The organism is Nocardia salmonicida NBRC 13393, from assembly GCF_001613085.1.
In the GTDB taxonomy this organism is placed as follows: domain Bacteria; phylum Actinomycetota; class Actinomycetes; order Mycobacteriales; family Mycobacteriaceae; genus Nocardia; species Nocardia salmonicida.
On the sequence record NZ_BDBR01000008.1, the window covers coordinates 193,934 to 208,373 of the forward strand.

Sequence of the window (14,440 nt, forward strand, 5' to 3'; positions counted from 1 at the left end):
CAGGCTCCGCTCAGGTCTGAAGCACTGTGGGATAACGACCGAGCTGGTCGGGGCGCCCTCTCATGAAGTGAGCGGTCCACCGGCGGCGCGCCAGTCGATCAGGCCACGGCTCATGTTGACCGCTTCGAAGCCGTTCTCGACCAAGAGGTTCGCCGCGCCCGCGGAGCGAAGGCCGCCGGTGCAGAAGGTGATGAGCAGCCGGTCCTCGGGAAGTTCCCTGCACAGCGTGGGGAGCACCTCGAGCGGCATGTGCACGGCACCCGGGATGTGCACTCGATTCCACTCGAAGTCACGGCGGACGTCCACGATGACCGCGCCCTCCGTGACAAGGCGCACCGCCTCGGCGGCGCTGACCGCCGGGGGTCGGCGTAGGTAATGACGGAAGCTCACGCGCAGCACCTCGCTCCGTGTACGAGAGGGAAGGCGCCCGGCGCGACACCGAGGCGAGACAGTGGCAGACGCTCCATAGCCTTCAGCTTAACTGAAGGTTGTGGAAGCGGGCCTTGTCTGACCGGCGACGCCCTGGTCGTCGGTCAGTCGTCGGGGGAGGCGCGGCGGTTGCGTTTGGTGACGCCGCGCCGCTTCTTCGCGGAGATGCGACGCTCCTTCGCGCCGCGCGAGGGCTTGGTGGCGCGGCGAACGGGTGGCGGAGCGGCTGCGGCGTCACGCAGTAGCGAGGCCAGACGTTCGCGGGCGGCGGCGCGGTTCTGTAGCTGTGCGCGTTGCTCCGACGCGGCGATCGTGAGTACCCCGTTGACCAGGCGGGTGGCCAGGCGCTCGAGCATCCGGGTGCGCAGCCACTCCGGCACCGAGGGCGAGTTGGCGAGGTCGAACGACAGCTCTACCCGGCTGTCGGTGGTGTTGACGTGCTGGCCTCCTGGACCCGACGACCGTGAGAACCGCTCCCGTAACTCGGACGCGGGAATCACCAGCGCCCGAGTTACGGTCAGGTCCTCTGCCATGATTCGACGCCGCTACCTCCACGCGACACCACGCCGGGCGTGCTGACGGGAGCGGCGAGTGATCCGGCGAGCATGTCGATGATCTCGCCCCATGCCCGCGCATCGCCCGCCCGCGCATCTCCGACCTCCGCCGCGCGTTCGTGATCGGCCAGGAGCGCGAAAAGCATGGTGGTCAGCGCCCGCAACCGCCGCACCCGCAACCGCGGTGGCAAGGCGTTGAGTTCTCGGTCGAGGCCCTGCATGATGACGCGCACCGCGGTGCGTCCCGCACTATCGAGATTGGTCGCGTCGGAGACCGCCGGATGCGGGTGGATCTGCTCGAGGAATCGTGCGTAATGCCGAATCCCGTGCTGTTCGCCGAGTTCGAACATCGGCACCACCAAGGCTTCGAGCAGCCCGTGCAAACCTGGCGGGCGACCCGACCCCGCTTGTTCGGCGAGTAGTTCCAGCCGCCGCACCTCCAGCGTCGCCAGCCGGAACTCGACCACCGCTTCGATCAGCCCGTCGCGGGATCCGAAGTGATACTGGATCGCTGAATTGTTCCGCTGACCTGCGGCAGCGGCGATATCGCGCAGCGGCACCGACCGTCCGTGCTCCGCGATCAGACGCTCCGCCGCGACGATGATGCGTTCCCGCGCTGCTGTCCCTGCCACAGTTCGCACAATAGTCGCTCACCAGCAGGTATGAGAACTTGTACTTGACAATTAAGCGCTAGTTCTTAAAGATTCCTGTGACCGCGGACACACGCGGCCAAATCGGAGAGGAGCTTTCGACATGATCCTGGATGCCTTCCGGCTCGACGGTCGCGTTGCCATCGTCACCGGGGCGGGCCGCGGTATCGGCGCGGCCACCGCGCTCGCGCTGGCCGAAGCCGGTGCCGACGTCGCTATCGCCGCCCGCACCACCGAGCAACTCGACGAGGTCGCCGGGAAGATCCGCGCCCTCGGCCGCCGTGCCGTCACCGTGTCGGCGGACCTGTCCGACCTGGCCGCGGTGAAAGCCTTCGCCGATACCGCCGCTGCCGAACTCGGCCGCATCGACATCGTGGTCAACAATGTCGGCGGCACCATGCCCAATACCTTCATGACCACCTCCCCGGAGTTTCTGGAGGAGGCCTTCCGCTTCAATGTGTCCACCGCGCATGCCCTCACCCAGGCCGCGGTGCCGTACCTGCTGGAGTCCGACGGCGCATCGGTCGTCAACATCTCCTCGATGATGGGGCGCACCGCCGGCCGTGGCTTCCTCGCCTACGGCACCGCCAAAGCCGCCCTCGCGCATTGGACCCGGCTGGCCGCCACGGACCTGTCCCCACGCATCCGCGTCAATGCCATCGCGGTCGGTTCGGTACTCACCTCCGCGCTGGATGTCGTTGCGCGGCAACCGGAAATCAAGGCGGCCATGGAAGGCGCGACCCCGCTGGGCCGACTCGGCGAACCCTGGGAAATCGGGGCTGCCATCGTCTACCTCAGTTCACGCGCCGGCGGCTACATCACCGGCAAGATTCTGGAGATCGACGGCGGCATCGAAAGCCCCAATTTCGAACTCGGCCTGCCCGACCTGTGATCCACGCCCACACAAAGGATCTGACATGACCTACCGCGTCATCCAATGGAGCACCGGAAATGTCGGTGCGCGAGCATTGCGTTCCATCATCGCCCGGCCCGAGCTGGAACTCGTCGGCGTCTGGGTGTCGAGCTCCGCCAAAGCGGGTAAGGACGCGGGCGAACTCGCCGGTCTGTCTGTCGAAACCGGCATTACCGCCACCACTGATGCCGATGCCCTGGTGGCCATGAAACCCGACTGCATCGTGCACACCGCCATGGCCGACGACCGGCTGATGGAATCGGTCGAGGACCTGAAGCGGTTCCTGCGCGCCGGGATCAACGTGGTCTCCAGTAGCCCAGTCTTTCTGCAGTACCCGTACGGAACTCTCCCTGATGAGGCGATCGCCCCGATCATCGCGGCCGCCGAGGAGGGCGGCGCGTCCCTGTGGGTCAACGGCATCGATCCCGGCTGGGCCAACGACTGGCTCCCGCTGCTGCTCTCCAGCGGCTCCGAGCGGATCGACCGCATCATCTGCTCGGAGATCATGGACTACTCCACCTATGACAATCCCAAGGTCGTCTTCGACATCATGGGGTTCGGCAGCGAGCTCGACGCCCTGCCCATGCTGCTGCAACCCGGCGTCCTGACCCTGGCCTGGGGCAGTGTCGTCCGACAGCTCGCCGCCGCTCTCGATATCGAACTCGACGCCGTGACACAACATTTCGAACGGCTACCGGCCACCGAAGAACTCACCGTGGGCAACCGCACCATCGCGCCGGGCGCCGCGGCGGCGCTGCGCTTCCAGGTGCACGGCATCCGTGCCGATCGCGAGGTCCTGACCCTCGAGCACGTCACCCGCCTGCACCCCGACCTGGCTCCGGATTGGCCACAGCCCACTGGAACGGGTTGCTACCGGGTCGAGATCCAGGGCGAACCGGATTATCAGCTGGACCTACAGCTCTCCAGCAACGGCGACCACGCGCTCGCCGGCGTGGTCGGTACCGCCGCCCGCCTGGTCAGCGCCGTCGCCGCCGTGGTCGAAGCCCGCCCCGGCCTGCTGACCGCCACCGATCTTCCACTCACCACCGGCCGCGGACTGATGTAGCAGGGCTCGGATCGATGACTCGCCGCGCCACAATCTAGAACACGTTATAGTTCGTCTTCTAGAACGCGTTATAGGCGGCGGCGATGCGGTCGGCCTCTGCTCGGAAGGTGAGACAAGTGCGGGCCTGGGACGATGCAGCCGATGTCGTGGTCGTCGGATACGGCGGTGCGGGAGTGGTCGCGGCGCTGGCCGCGCGGGAATCCGGCGCCGAGGTCCTGGCCCTCGACCGGTACCTGGGCGGCGGCGCCACGACACTGTCGGGTGGCATCGTGTACGCGGGCGGCGGTACATGGGTGCAGCGCGAAGCGGGCATCGATGACGACGTCGACAACATGATCGCGTACCTGGAGGCCGAGGTCGGCGACGCGGTGAGCGCCTCGACGCTGCGCCGATTCTGCGAACAGTCCGCGGCGATGATCGACTGGCTCACCGAGCACGGCGTGCCCTTCCAGGCGTCGCTGTGCCCGTACAAGACGTCGTACCCCACCGATGACTACTACCTGTATTACTCGGGCAGCGAAAACTCCGGCCGCTACCGGGATCTCGCGAAGCCGCGCCAGCGCGGTCACCGCGTCCACGGTCCCGGTGTGTCGGGCAAAGCGCTGTTCGGGCCGTTGGCCGAATCGGCGGCCGCGCATGACGTCCGTGTCCGGACCGGCACCAGGGCGGCGCGGCTCGTCGTAGAGGAGGGGCGGGTGACCGGCGTCGAGGCGGTCACCATCGACGGTGCGCCCGCGGCGGTGCGACGCCGATTCGCCGCGCTCGCCCGCATCTCGGCGAAACCCGGTGTGTACCACCAGGGTTTGCGCCGGGCGGTGGAAGTACTCCTGGCCCGGATCGAGCGCAAGTACGGACGGCAGGTCAGGATCCAGGCGAGATCCGGTGTCGTGCTCACCACGGGTGGGTTCATCGCCAATGGCGAGATGGTCGCTCGGCACGCCCCCGAATATCCGTGGTCGCAAGGACTGCCGCTGGGTAGCGCGGGCGACGACGGCAGCGGCATCAGCATGGCGCTCGACATCGGCGCGGCGAGCGGCAAGATGGACGTGCTGTCGACGTGGCGTTTCATCGCCCCGCCCAGCGCCTTCTTCGGCGCTGTCGCGGTGAACTCCCTCGGCAGGCGCATGATCGACGAGTCCCGCTACGGCGCGGCGCTGGGTGCGGCCATCGCCGCCAGTCCTGGTCACCGCGCCTGGTTGCTCATCGACTCCGACCTCGAGGCCGAGGTGCGCAGGCAGATCGGCATGCAGTCGGTGTGGTTCCAGCGCATGCAGACCGAGCGTTTGCTCCGGATCGGGCGCGTCACCGGCAGCACCGTGGAGGAGGTGGCCGCACGTGCCGGGATCGACCAGTCCGCGCTGCGTGAAACCCTCGACGCGCACAACCGGGCTATCGAGCAGGACCGGCCCGATCCGTTGGGCAAGCCCGACGACATCCGTCGTCCGATTCGTACCGGACCGTTCACCATGCTCGACATCTCGTTCAAGGCGCGGCTGACCTACCCCATGCCGATGCTCACCCTCGGTGGTCTGCTGGTGGACGAGGACACCGGCGCAGTGCGCCTCGAGACCGGGGGAGTCGTTCCGGGACTCTTCGCGGCGGGGCGCGCGGCGGTCGGCATCTGCTCGAACTCCTACGTCAGTGGACTGTCGCTGGCCGACTGCGTCTTCTCCGGGCGGCGGGCGGGCATGCACAGTGCCCCAGCCGCTTCCGCGCAGGTGAACACTCTCGGGTGATGCCGGGTCCGGCGTCGGAGATCACGCGAGCGTCCGATGCGGCGGGCCGTCGGCGCGATCGAGAGCGGTGACGAACGCGCGCACCTGCGCCAAGGCGGCGACAGCTTCCGGGACGGCCAGGTATCCCGCCTGGAAGACGTGCACTTGGCCGGCCCAGACCTGCAGGTCGCAGTGCACACCGACGCGGCGGGCGGTCGCCGCGAGGTGTTCGGCGTCGGCCTGCAGGATCTCGAGGCCGCCGACTTGGATGAGCATCGGCGGAAATCCGGGGACGATCCCGGCCGCGACGTCCAGGCGGGGATCGGCGAGGTCGGCTCCGGCGAGGTACATGCCGATCAGCCGGTGGGCGGTGGTGGCCGAGGCGTACGGGTCACGCAGGGCCGGTTCCTTCGTGGCGGCCAGTCCCATGGTGAGGTCGGCCAACGGCGAGAACAGCACCAGCCCCGACGGTTGTGGAAGTCCCCGGCGGGCGAGCTCGCCGACGAGGGCCAGCGCCAGGTGCCCGCCCGCGGAATCTCCCGCGACGACGATATCGGCGGGTCGATGTCCGCGGGCGAGCAGCCAGAGGTAGCCGCGCACCGCGTCCTGATGCGCTGCGGGGAAGGGGTGTTCGGGTGCGAGCCGGTATCGCAGGGCGAAGACGGGGCGTCCGCAGGCGCGACCCACCCGCGAGATCAGGCCGCGGTGGGTGCCCGGCGAACACGAGAAGTACGCACTGCCGTGCAGGTAGTAGACGATCGGTTCCTTCGGTTCGGGTAGTGCGTTCACCCACTCGCCGCGCACCGCGACATCGGCGTCTGCCCGTTCGTGCACGGGAAAGCGTGCCACTGTCCACGACGGCATGACCAGGCGCAGCCCGTGCATCGCCGATCGTCCGATGTGGGTGCCTGCCCGAGTCGCGGGAAGCAGCGAGCCCAATCGGCGCACTGTCAGCAGCATGACCGCGGCCACGGCCCGGCTGGCGCGCGACGGTGTCGCGTCGAGATATCGATCCATGGCGCACATCATGCGCGGACAACGGGGCAACTGACAAGAAGTCATGTCAAAATTTGTCGAGATCCTGTACGTTGCTGACATGACACCATGTCAAACTGAGGACGCGGAGGTATCGCTGACATGCGACGGCCAGTAACAGGGCGGGTCATCGCGGTGACCGGCGGTGCCCGTGGGATCGGAAGGGAGATCGCCGCGCAGCTCGCACGGGCGGGCGCGCGCGTCGCGATCGGCGATATCGACGGATCGGCAGCCCGCGCCACCGCCGCCGAACTGGGTGCGCAGGTGCGGGGATTCGACCTCGATGTCGCCGACCGGGCGTCGTTCGCGGCGTTTCTGGCCGCGGCCGAGCAGGGGTGGGGTCCGCTCGATGTGCTCGTCAACAATGCCGGGGTCATGTGGGTCGGCCCGTTCGACCGGGAACCCGAGGCCGTGCGGCGGCGACAGTTCGACGTGAATGTGCACGGCGTCGTCAACGGGGTGACCCTCGCCGCACCGGCCATGCGCGCCCGCGGCGCCGGGCACATCGTCACCGTGGCCTCCGCCGCGTCGAAGCTCGCCCCGCCCGGTGAGTCTTCCTATGCCGCGACCAAGCACGCGATTCTCGGCTACCTGACCGGGGTGCGCGCCGAATTGCGCGATAGCGGCGTCGACCTCTCGGTGATCATGCCGACGGTGGTGGACACCGAATTGGCGACGGGCACCGACAACGGCGGGGTGGCATTGCTCCAGCCCGCCGACGTCGCTCGCGCGGTCGTGCGGGCGATCGAGCGCCCCCGATTCGAGGTGACCGTCCCCGGCTACATCGGACCGCTACTGCGCTTGGTCAACGTGCTCCCGGCCTTCCTGCGGGATCGTGTGCTGCTCGCCATGGTGCCGGATCAGGTTGCTGCCGTTCATGATTCGTCGAGCCGGTCCGACTATGAACACCGGGTCTATGAACCTGCCTCCACTCCTACCTCAGGAAATTCGCGATGACGACAACCGATGCTCGCGGCGATGTCCGGCCGATTCCGGAGTTCGCCGGGGTCCACGATGTGTGGCCGCGAGGCGACCGCCTCGAAGCCGTGCGCGAGGCCGCACGCCGCTACCGCGAGCGGTTCCTCCGACAGGGGCAGGTGCGCGCGATCAAGAGCTTCGACATCGCCGCCGCCCCGTATCCGCAGCGGTTCGCGTTCCAGGGCTATTCGATCGGCCCCAACCCGATGATCTCGATCATCAACCGGATGTTCGTGGTCCAATTCGAGGGATTCGACGGCGCTCTGCGGACGCTGGTCTGGGAGCCCACCGTCGCGGCCGGGTCGGGCAAGGCCCCGTTCTACGCGAAGCTGCAGAAACTCTCGCGCACGCTGCGCGCGGACTCGCTGTTCGTCAAGTACTACAACGATCCCGAGGCGGTGCTGCCCCGGCTCGGTCTCCGCGACGAGGATGTCGACTACGTCAGCTTCGACCATCTGCACGTGCAGGACGTCCGCATGATCATGGGTAGCGACCGGACCATCGACGGTGAGGCGGGCCCGCGTGACTCGCTGTTCCCGAACGCGCGGATGCTCGTGCAGCGCAAGGAACTCGGCACGCTGGAATCGGTGCACCCGATGCAGTGGGCATGGTACGTCGACGGCGGCATGGACGGCGTGCCCGCCGAGCGGCTGCAAATCCTCGACGGTGACGTCGAATTGGGCGTCGGGGTCAGCCTGCTGTGGACGCCCGGGCACACCGACGGAAATCACTCGCTGTGTGTGAACACGCCCGACGGCGTCTGGGTGTCCTCGGAGAACGGGATGGCGGCCGACAGCTGGCAACCGGAATTGTCCAAGATCCCCGGGGTCCGGCAGCAGGCCGCGTTCTACGGCCGCGAAGTCGTGCTCAACGCGAATACCCTCGAGGACTCGCTGGATCAGTACGATTCCATGGTCAAGGAGAAGACCATGGCGTCCCGGTCGCCGCGCGATTCGCGCTGGCTGCAGGTTGTTCCGTCGTCGGAATGCGCGAACTGGAAGCGTCAGTGGCCGGTCGTGCCGACCTTCACCCACGGCGGACTCGACTACGGGACGATCACGATACCGCCGCGCGCCACCGTCTGACGCGGTGCTCGCTACCTCGCCCGATTCTGGTAAGGGTTCATGTCGGAATCGGGCGCCTGGATAGGATGGAGACTCCGGAAGTCGGGTGGACGGATGCGGGAGGATTGTGACCGAGACCGAGACCGCGTCGCGCCGTTACGGCGGGCGGGACAAGGCGAGTCGAAGCGCTGAGCGTCGAGCCGCTCTCCTGGCGGCCGGCCTGGAACTCTTCGGCACCATCGGCTATCCGGCGTCCTCGGTGAAGAAGATCTGCGATCGAGCGGGTTTGACCGAACGGTACTTCTACGAGTCCTTCACCCATCGCGAGGCATTGCTGAGCGCGGTCTACGACGGTGAGATCGACCAGGTCCGCACCGCCACCCTGGCGGCGCTGGCGAGCGCTGAACCCGAGCTGGCTCCCCAGGCGCACGCCAGTGTCGAGGCCTTCGTCCGAACCGTGGCCGCGGACCCTCGTCGTGCCCGTGTCATCTTCATCGAGGTCGTCGGAGTCAGTTCCGCACTCGAGGTACACCGCCGCGCGGTCATGCACGAATTCGCCCAGCTGATAGCCGGTTTCGCCGAAGCCTATTTCCGCATTCCCGCCACCGAGCGGCTGGCGATCGCGGCGATGCTGTTCGCCGGCGGCATGACCGAGCTGATGGTGGACTGGACGCTGGCCGACACACCGCTGCCGCTCGACGATCTGATCGACGTCGCCGTGAGCATCCTGATCCACGGCCTCGGAACCCTCGATCCCCTACCCGTCGAACAGTCGTAGTCGAGCACCTTGCGCACAGGACACGGCCCGACCTGTTGGTCGAGCCGTGTCCCGGTATGCCTGTGTGCGGCCCTGTCACCATGTGGTGTCGTGCGTGAGATCGGTTGGCGCAGGTCCTATTCGGCGAGGCGGTGGGTTCCGTCGCGCACGGTGCCGACGAACTCTTCGATCAGGTCCTCCAACGCGACCACGCCGACGGTGTTGCCGCGACTGTCGACCACCCGTCCCAGATGGCTGCTGGTGCGGCGCAACCGGGCCAGCGCTTCGTACAGCGGAGTCCCGGTGCTCACGGTGGGCAGTGGGCGGATGTCGGTGCGGGGGATGACGGTGTCGGGGCCCGCGTTGTCGTCGGCGACCTCGTCGAGGACGTCCTTGATGTGCAGGTAGCCCACCAGGGAGCCGTCGGAGGCGGCGACCGGATAGCGGGAGAAGCCGGTTTCGGAGACCGCCGCTTCCACCTCGCCGAGGGTGGTTCCGTTGCCGATCAGCGGCACCGATCTGGCTTGGGCCAACGGGACCATCACATCGCCGACGATCTGTTCGGAGGTACCGAGGGCCTGGGTGAGCCTGCGGTGTTCTTCCTCGTCGAGCAGTCCCTCGGAACGGGATTCGCCGATCATCTCGGCCAGTTCCAGCGTCGAGACCGTGGCGTCGAGCTCGTCCTTGGGCTCGATCCGCAGCATCCGCAGCGTCATGTTCGCGGCGAGGTTGTACAGCGCGATCAGCGGTCGGGCGATCCGCAACCACATCAGGTGGATCGGCACCAGCAGCAGCGCCGACCGTTCCGGGCCCGCGAGGGCGATGTTCTTCGGCACCATCTCGCCGAGCAGGATGTGCAGGATCACCACGATGGTCAGCGCCAGCGTGAAGCCCACCGGATGCAGCAATTGGTCCGGCAGACCGAGCAATTCGAACGGCCGCTCGATCAGGTGCGCGATCGCGGGTTCGCCCACTCGCCCGAGCAGGATCGAGCAGATGGTGATGCCGAGCTGGGCCGCGGCCAGCATGATCGACAGGTTCTCGCCTGCTTCGATCACCGTCTGTGCCTTCTTCTTGCCTTGTGCGACAAGGGCTTCGAGGCGGTCACGGCGGGCCGAGATGAGCGCGAACTCCGCGGCGACGAAGAACGCGTTGCCTGCCAGGAGTACGACGGTGAGCAAGATTCCGAACAGGTCACCCATGAGTGTTCTCCCGTGCCGAGAGGTTGGCCGCGTCGACGGGGATCAGCCGAACACGGTCGATGCGCCGTCCGTCCATTCGTTCCACGCGGGCGATCCAGCCGCCGCCGGAACCGCGGGATGCGGGCAGTACCACTTCGTCACCGGTCACCGGGATGCGGCCGAGCTGGGCCAGAACCAGCCCGCCGAGGGTCTCGTATTCGCCCTCGGGTGCGTCGTAGCCGGTCGCGCGCGACACCTCGTCGATGCGCATCAGGCCCGAGCAGTCCCAGCCGTCGGAGACCCGGCGCACATCGCGCTCCTCCTCGTCGTGCTCGTCGCGCACGTCGCCGAGGATCTCCTCGATCAGGTCCTCCATGGTCACCATGCCCGCGGTGCCGCCGTATTCGTCGACGACCAGTGCCACCTGCATGCCGTCGGCGCGGACCCGCTCCAGGACTTCGTCACCGTCCAAGCTGGCGGGCACGATCGGCACCGCGACGGCCAGCTTGCTGAGCGGGATCTGCTTGCGCAGTTCGCCCGGATGGGTGAACGCCTGCTTGACGTGCACCACGCCGAGGGTGTTGTCGAGGTCGCCGTCGACCACCGGGAACCGGGAGTAACCGGTGCGCGCGGCGGCGGCGATGAGATCGGCGATGGTGTCGTCGCGGTCCAGCGATTCGACCTTCACCCGTGGCGTCATCAGATCCTCGGCACTGCGCTCACCGAATTCCAGCGAGCGGTCCATCACCTGCGCGGTGCGCTGATCCATCGCGCCGCGCATGGCGGAGGTGCGTACCAGCGAACCGAGTTCCTGGGGTGAGCGGGCCGAGCGCAGTTCCTCGGCGGGTTCGATGCCCAGCCTGCGAACCACCCAGTTGGCGGCGCCGTTGAGAAAACGGATGAGCCATTTGAACAGGGCGGAGAACCCGATCATCGGACCCGCGGTGACCCGGGCCACCATCATCGGCTCGGCGATCGCGATGTTCTTCGGCACCAATTCGCCGTAGATCATCGACAGCGATGTCGCGATGATCAAGGCCAGCGCCAACGAGACACCGTGCGCAGCGCTTTCGCTCAATCCGATGCCGTCGAGCAGCGGGTCGAGCAGTCGGGCCAGCACGGGTTCGGCGATGTAGCCGGTGATCAGGGTGGTGATGGTGATGCCGAGCTGGGCGCCGGAGAGCTGGAAGGACAGGGTGTGATGAGCCTGTTTCACCAGCCGTGACTGGGTGTCACCTTCGCGGGCGGCCGCTTCGACGGTGCTGCGTTCGAGGGCGGTGAGGGAGAACTCGGCGGCGACGAACAGGGCCGTTCCGAGGGTGAGGGCGACGAAGCCGAGCAGGCTGAGCACGGTCAGAACGATGGACATCCTCAGCACCACCCGAGGGGTGCGACAGGGAAACCGGGAGATCGAACGGACGCTGCGGAAAGGAGGACGCCGGGTTTGTCACCCGGCTCCGTAGAGGAGCCCTCCTGTGTGGCGCCCTTGGACGCGGGTGACAACTGGATCCTTTCGGGGCGGGAGTCGAGCATGTGCCGTGATCGGCTACTCCATAGTAATCGGTGCCCTCCCATGATGTGTCAGCGGCGCGGCCTCGGACACGGCGACGGCGGCCGATCGAACCCTCGATCGGCCGCCGTGCGCGGGGTTCACCAGCCGCTGGGCAGCGGCCGACCTTCGGCGAAGCCTGCCGCGGACTGCACGCCGAGCACGGCCTTGTCGTGGAATTCCGGCAGTGAGCGAGCACCGGCGTAGGTGCAGGAACTGCGCACACCCGAGCAGATGTGGTCGATGAGGTCCTCGACACCGGGGCGCTCGGGATCCAGGCGCATCCGCGAGCTGGAGATGCCCTCCTCGAACAGCGCCTTGCGGGCGCGGTCGAAGCTGCTGTCGGCGGCGGTGCGGGCGGCGACGGCGCGCTTGGACGCCATGCCGAAGCTCTCCTTGTACTTGTTGCCGTCACGGTCCACGCGCAGGTCGCCGGGGGACTCGTAGGTGCCGGCGAACCAGGAACCGATCATCACGTTCGACGCACCCGCGGCCAGCGCGAGGGCCACGTCGCGAGGGTGCCGAACGCCACCGTCTGCCCAGACGTGCACGCCGAGTTCCTTTGCGGCGGCGGCACATTCGGCCACGGCGGAGAACTGCGGGCGACCGACGCCGGTCATCATGCGGGTGGTGCACATGGCGCCGGGGCCGACACCGACCTTGATGATGGTCGCGCCCGCCTCCGCCAGATCACGGGTGCCTTCGGCCGAGACCACGTTGCCCGCGACCAGGGGCAGCCCGAGGCCGAGATCGGCGACGGTGCGCAACGATTCGAGCATCTTGGTCTGGTGGCCGTGCGCGGTATCGAGCACGAGCACGTCGGCGCCCGCCTCCGCCAGCGCCTTCGCCTTGGCGGCGACGTCACCGTTGATGCCGACGGCGGCAGCGACGCGCAGCTTGCCCGCTTCGTCGACGGCGGGGGTGTAAATACCCGCGCGGACGGTGCCGGTGCGGGTCATCACGCCGGCGAGCGTGCCGTCGGGGTTGGTGAGCACGGCGAGCTGGGCATGGGCTTCGGCGAGACGGTCGAAGATGTCGCGCGGGGACGCCTCGACGGGCACCTGGACGAAATCGGTGAAGGCGACCTCGCGCAGGCGCGCGAACCGGTCGACATCGGCGCAGGCGGCCTCGGTGACCACACCGACCGGCTTACCGTCCTCGACGACCACGACGGCGCCGTGCGCACGCTTGTGCATCAGCGCCACCGCGTCGGACACCGAACGATCGGGATCGAGGGTGACAGGGGTGTCGGCGGTGAGCGAGCGGCTCTTGACGAACGCGATGGTGTCGGCGGCCGCCGGGATCGGCAGGTCCTGGGGGAGCACCACGATGCCGCCGCGGCGGGCGACGGTCTCGGCCATCCGCTTGCCCGCGACCGCGGTCATGTTCGCGACCACGAGGGGGATGGTGGTACCGGACCCGTCGACGCTGGCCAGGTCCACATCGAACCGGGACGCGACCTCGGTCCGGTTCGGGACCAGGAACAGGTCGTCGTAGGTCAGGTCATACGGCGGCTGGGGTCCCGGAAGAAATCGCACTTGATTGATAGTAGCCCTGTGAGCACCGCGGTGGGCAATCTCGGCGATGTGTCAGCGCGCGGGCTCGGCGGCGACCGCCCTGGTCTGACACAGGGCCACGGTCGCCGCGCACATCACGACGACGCAGACACCGACGACGACCAGGCCGAAACCGTTGGTGCGCAGGTGTTCGTCGAGGGCGGTGAGCCCGAGGAACGCGGCGGCCAGCGGTTCGGCGATGGTCGCCGCGGGCAGTGAGGCCGACAGCGGTCCGGCTTGGAACGCGCGCTGTTGCAGGTATACGCCGAGCAGTCCCGCGGCGACCAGAGTCCAGGTCTGCCACCCGCCGAGCACCGCGCCGATCCCGTCGCCGAACAGGGTGACTACGCGGTCGGTGAGTGCGGCGGCCATGCCGAACAGGGCGCCACCGGCGAGACCGAGCGCGAGCGCCTGCCCTGATCGGCTGCTGATCACCAGCCCGGTGACGGTCGCGGCCATGACGACGCCGAGCAGAATCACCAAGGGCACCAACCACTCTCGGAAGGGCGCGGTGTCCTCGCCCGCGGTCGGATCGCCCACGATCAGGAACAGCACGAGCGCCGTGACGAGGATCAGGGCGATCGTGGCGGCACGCGCGGTGATCCGCTGCCCGTTCAGTCGCGCCGACAGCGGGAGCGCGAACACCAAGGCGCTCACCAGGATCGGTTGCACCACCAGCACCGCGCCGAAGGTCAGCGCGAGAACCTGCATCCCGTATCCACCGACATCGCCGACGATTCCGGACCACCACCGTGGGCTGCGGAGCAGACCGCCGACGAGGGACGCGTCTTCGGGCACCGCCGCGGCCGCCCGCTGCTGGGCTACGGCGCCCACCGCGATCAACATGGCCGCGATCAGCGCGCACACGATGGTGGCGATCTCATGGTTCGTCACGGGGTCAGTGTGCGGGATCCGGCCCTGCTGGGCGCTGATGCACGACGGGAAGTCGCGGTGTTCGCCGCACCCGGAAACAGACGCGTGGCCGAACCGTAA

At 68.0% G+C, this 14,440-nt stretch carries 14 protein-coding genes; 6 read left to right on the forward strand and 8 right to left on the reverse strand.

What is annotated here, in order from left to right; translation table 11 throughout:
* Positions 1 to 60: 60 nt before the first annotated feature.
* The 3 genes from NS1_RS08715 to NS1_RS08725 form a co-directional block, all read right to left on the reverse strand.
* Positions 61 to 390, reverse strand: coding sequence for a rhodanese-like domain-containing protein (locus NS1_RS08715; RefSeq protein ID WP_062983517.1), 330 nt, complete (start codon positions 388 to 390; stop codon positions 61 to 63).
* Positions 391 to 533: 143 nt separating this feature from the next.
* Positions 534 to 962 (reverse strand): alternative ribosome rescue aminoacyl-tRNA hydrolase ArfB, encoded by a 429-nt coding sequence (arfB, locus tag NS1_RS08720; protein ID WP_056810250.1) that lies wholly within the window; start codon positions 960 to 962, stop codon positions 534 to 536.
* Entirely contained in the window at positions 947 to 1,615 is a 669-nt protein-coding gene (locus tag NS1_RS08725) for a TetR/AcrR family transcriptional regulator (RefSeq protein WP_062983185.1), read from the reverse strand. Before NS1_RS08725 ends, arfB begins: the two co-directional genes overlap by 16 nt.
* A 121-nt stretch (positions 1,616 to 1,736) precedes the next feature.
* Here NS1_RS08725 and NS1_RS08730 point away from each other — a divergent pair, with 121 nt between their 5' ends.
* From NS1_RS08730 to NS1_RS08740, 3 genes are all read left to right on the forward strand, one after another.
* Positions 1,737 to 2,525: an SDR family oxidoreductase gene (locus tag NS1_RS08730; RefSeq protein ID WP_062983187.1), complete on the forward strand. Its 789-nt coding sequence runs from the start codon at positions 1,737 to 1,739 to the stop codon at positions 2,523 to 2,525.
* A gap of 25 nt (positions 2,526 to 2,550) precedes the next feature.
* Complete coding sequence (locus NS1_RS08735) at positions 2,551 to 3,612, forward strand: NAD(P)H-dependent amine dehydrogenase family protein (RefSeq protein ID WP_062983189.1); 1,062 nt, start codon at positions 2,551 to 2,553, stop codon at positions 3,610 to 3,612.
* An 83-nt stretch (positions 3,613 to 3,695) separates the two neighbouring features.
* Complete coding sequence (locus NS1_RS08740) at positions 3,696 to 5,348, forward strand: FAD-binding protein (RefSeq protein WP_062983191.1); 1,653 nt, start codon at positions 3,696 to 3,698, stop codon at positions 5,346 to 5,348.
* 21 nt (positions 5,349 to 5,369) lie between these two features.
* On the opposite strand, the gene NS1_RS08745 is transcribed toward NS1_RS08740, so the two are convergent.
* On the reverse strand, positions 5,370 to 6,344 hold the full coding sequence (locus tag NS1_RS08745) for an alpha/beta hydrolase (RefSeq protein WP_169812758.1): 975 nt from the start codon (positions 6,342 to 6,344) through the stop codon (positions 5,370 to 5,372).
* 120 nt (positions 6,345 to 6,464) lie between these two features.
* Between NS1_RS08745 and NS1_RS08750 the strand changes: the two genes are divergently transcribed.
* From NS1_RS08750 to NS1_RS08760, 3 genes are all read left to right on the forward strand, one after another.
* Positions 6,465 to 7,319, forward strand: coding sequence for an SDR family oxidoreductase (locus NS1_RS08750; RefSeq protein WP_062983193.1), 855 nt, complete (start codon positions 6,465 to 6,467; stop codon positions 7,317 to 7,319).
* Positions 7,316 to 8,425, forward strand: coding sequence for an MBL fold metallo-hydrolase (locus tag NS1_RS08755; RefSeq protein WP_062983195.1), 1,110 nt, complete (start codon positions 7,316 to 7,318; stop codon positions 8,423 to 8,425). The genes NS1_RS08750 and NS1_RS08755 overlap by 4 nt, the downstream gene beginning before the upstream one ends.
* Before the next feature lie 106 nt (positions 8,426 to 8,531).
* Positions 8,532 to 9,182, forward strand: coding sequence for a TetR/AcrR family transcriptional regulator (locus tag NS1_RS08760; protein WP_062983196.1), 651 nt, complete (start codon positions 8,532 to 8,534; stop codon positions 9,180 to 9,182).
* 116 nt (positions 9,183 to 9,298) lie between these two features.
* On the opposite strand, the gene NS1_RS08765 is transcribed toward NS1_RS08760, so the two are convergent.
* The 4 genes from NS1_RS08765 to NS1_RS08780 all read right to left on the reverse strand — a co-directional run bounded on the left by NS1_RS08765 (position 9,299) and on the right by NS1_RS08780 (position 14,341).
* Positions 9,299 to 10,363, reverse strand: a complete 1,065-nt coding sequence (locus NS1_RS08765; RefSeq protein WP_056810214.1) for a hemolysin family protein — start codon at positions 10,361 to 10,363, stop codon at positions 9,299 to 9,301.
* A complete protein-coding gene (locus tag NS1_RS08770; protein WP_062983521.1) occupies positions 10,356 to 11,711 on the reverse strand; it encodes a hemolysin family protein in 1,356 nt (451 codons plus the stop codon). Before NS1_RS08770 ends, NS1_RS08765 begins: the two co-directional genes overlap by 8 nt.
* 281 nt (positions 11,712 to 11,992) lie before the next feature.
* Positions 11,993 to 13,429 (reverse strand): GuaB1 family IMP dehydrogenase-related protein, encoded by a 1,437-nt coding sequence (locus NS1_RS08775; protein ID WP_062983198.1) that lies wholly within the window; start codon positions 13,427 to 13,429, stop codon positions 11,993 to 11,995.
* 51 nt (positions 13,430 to 13,480) lie between these two features.
* The gene (locus NS1_RS08780; RefSeq protein WP_169812759.1) at positions 13,481 to 14,341 is read right to left on the reverse strand and encodes a DMT family transporter; all 861 of its coding nucleotides are present in this window, start codon (positions 14,339 to 14,341) and stop codon (positions 13,481 to 13,483) included.
* Positions 14,342 to 14,440: the final 99 nt, after the last annotated feature.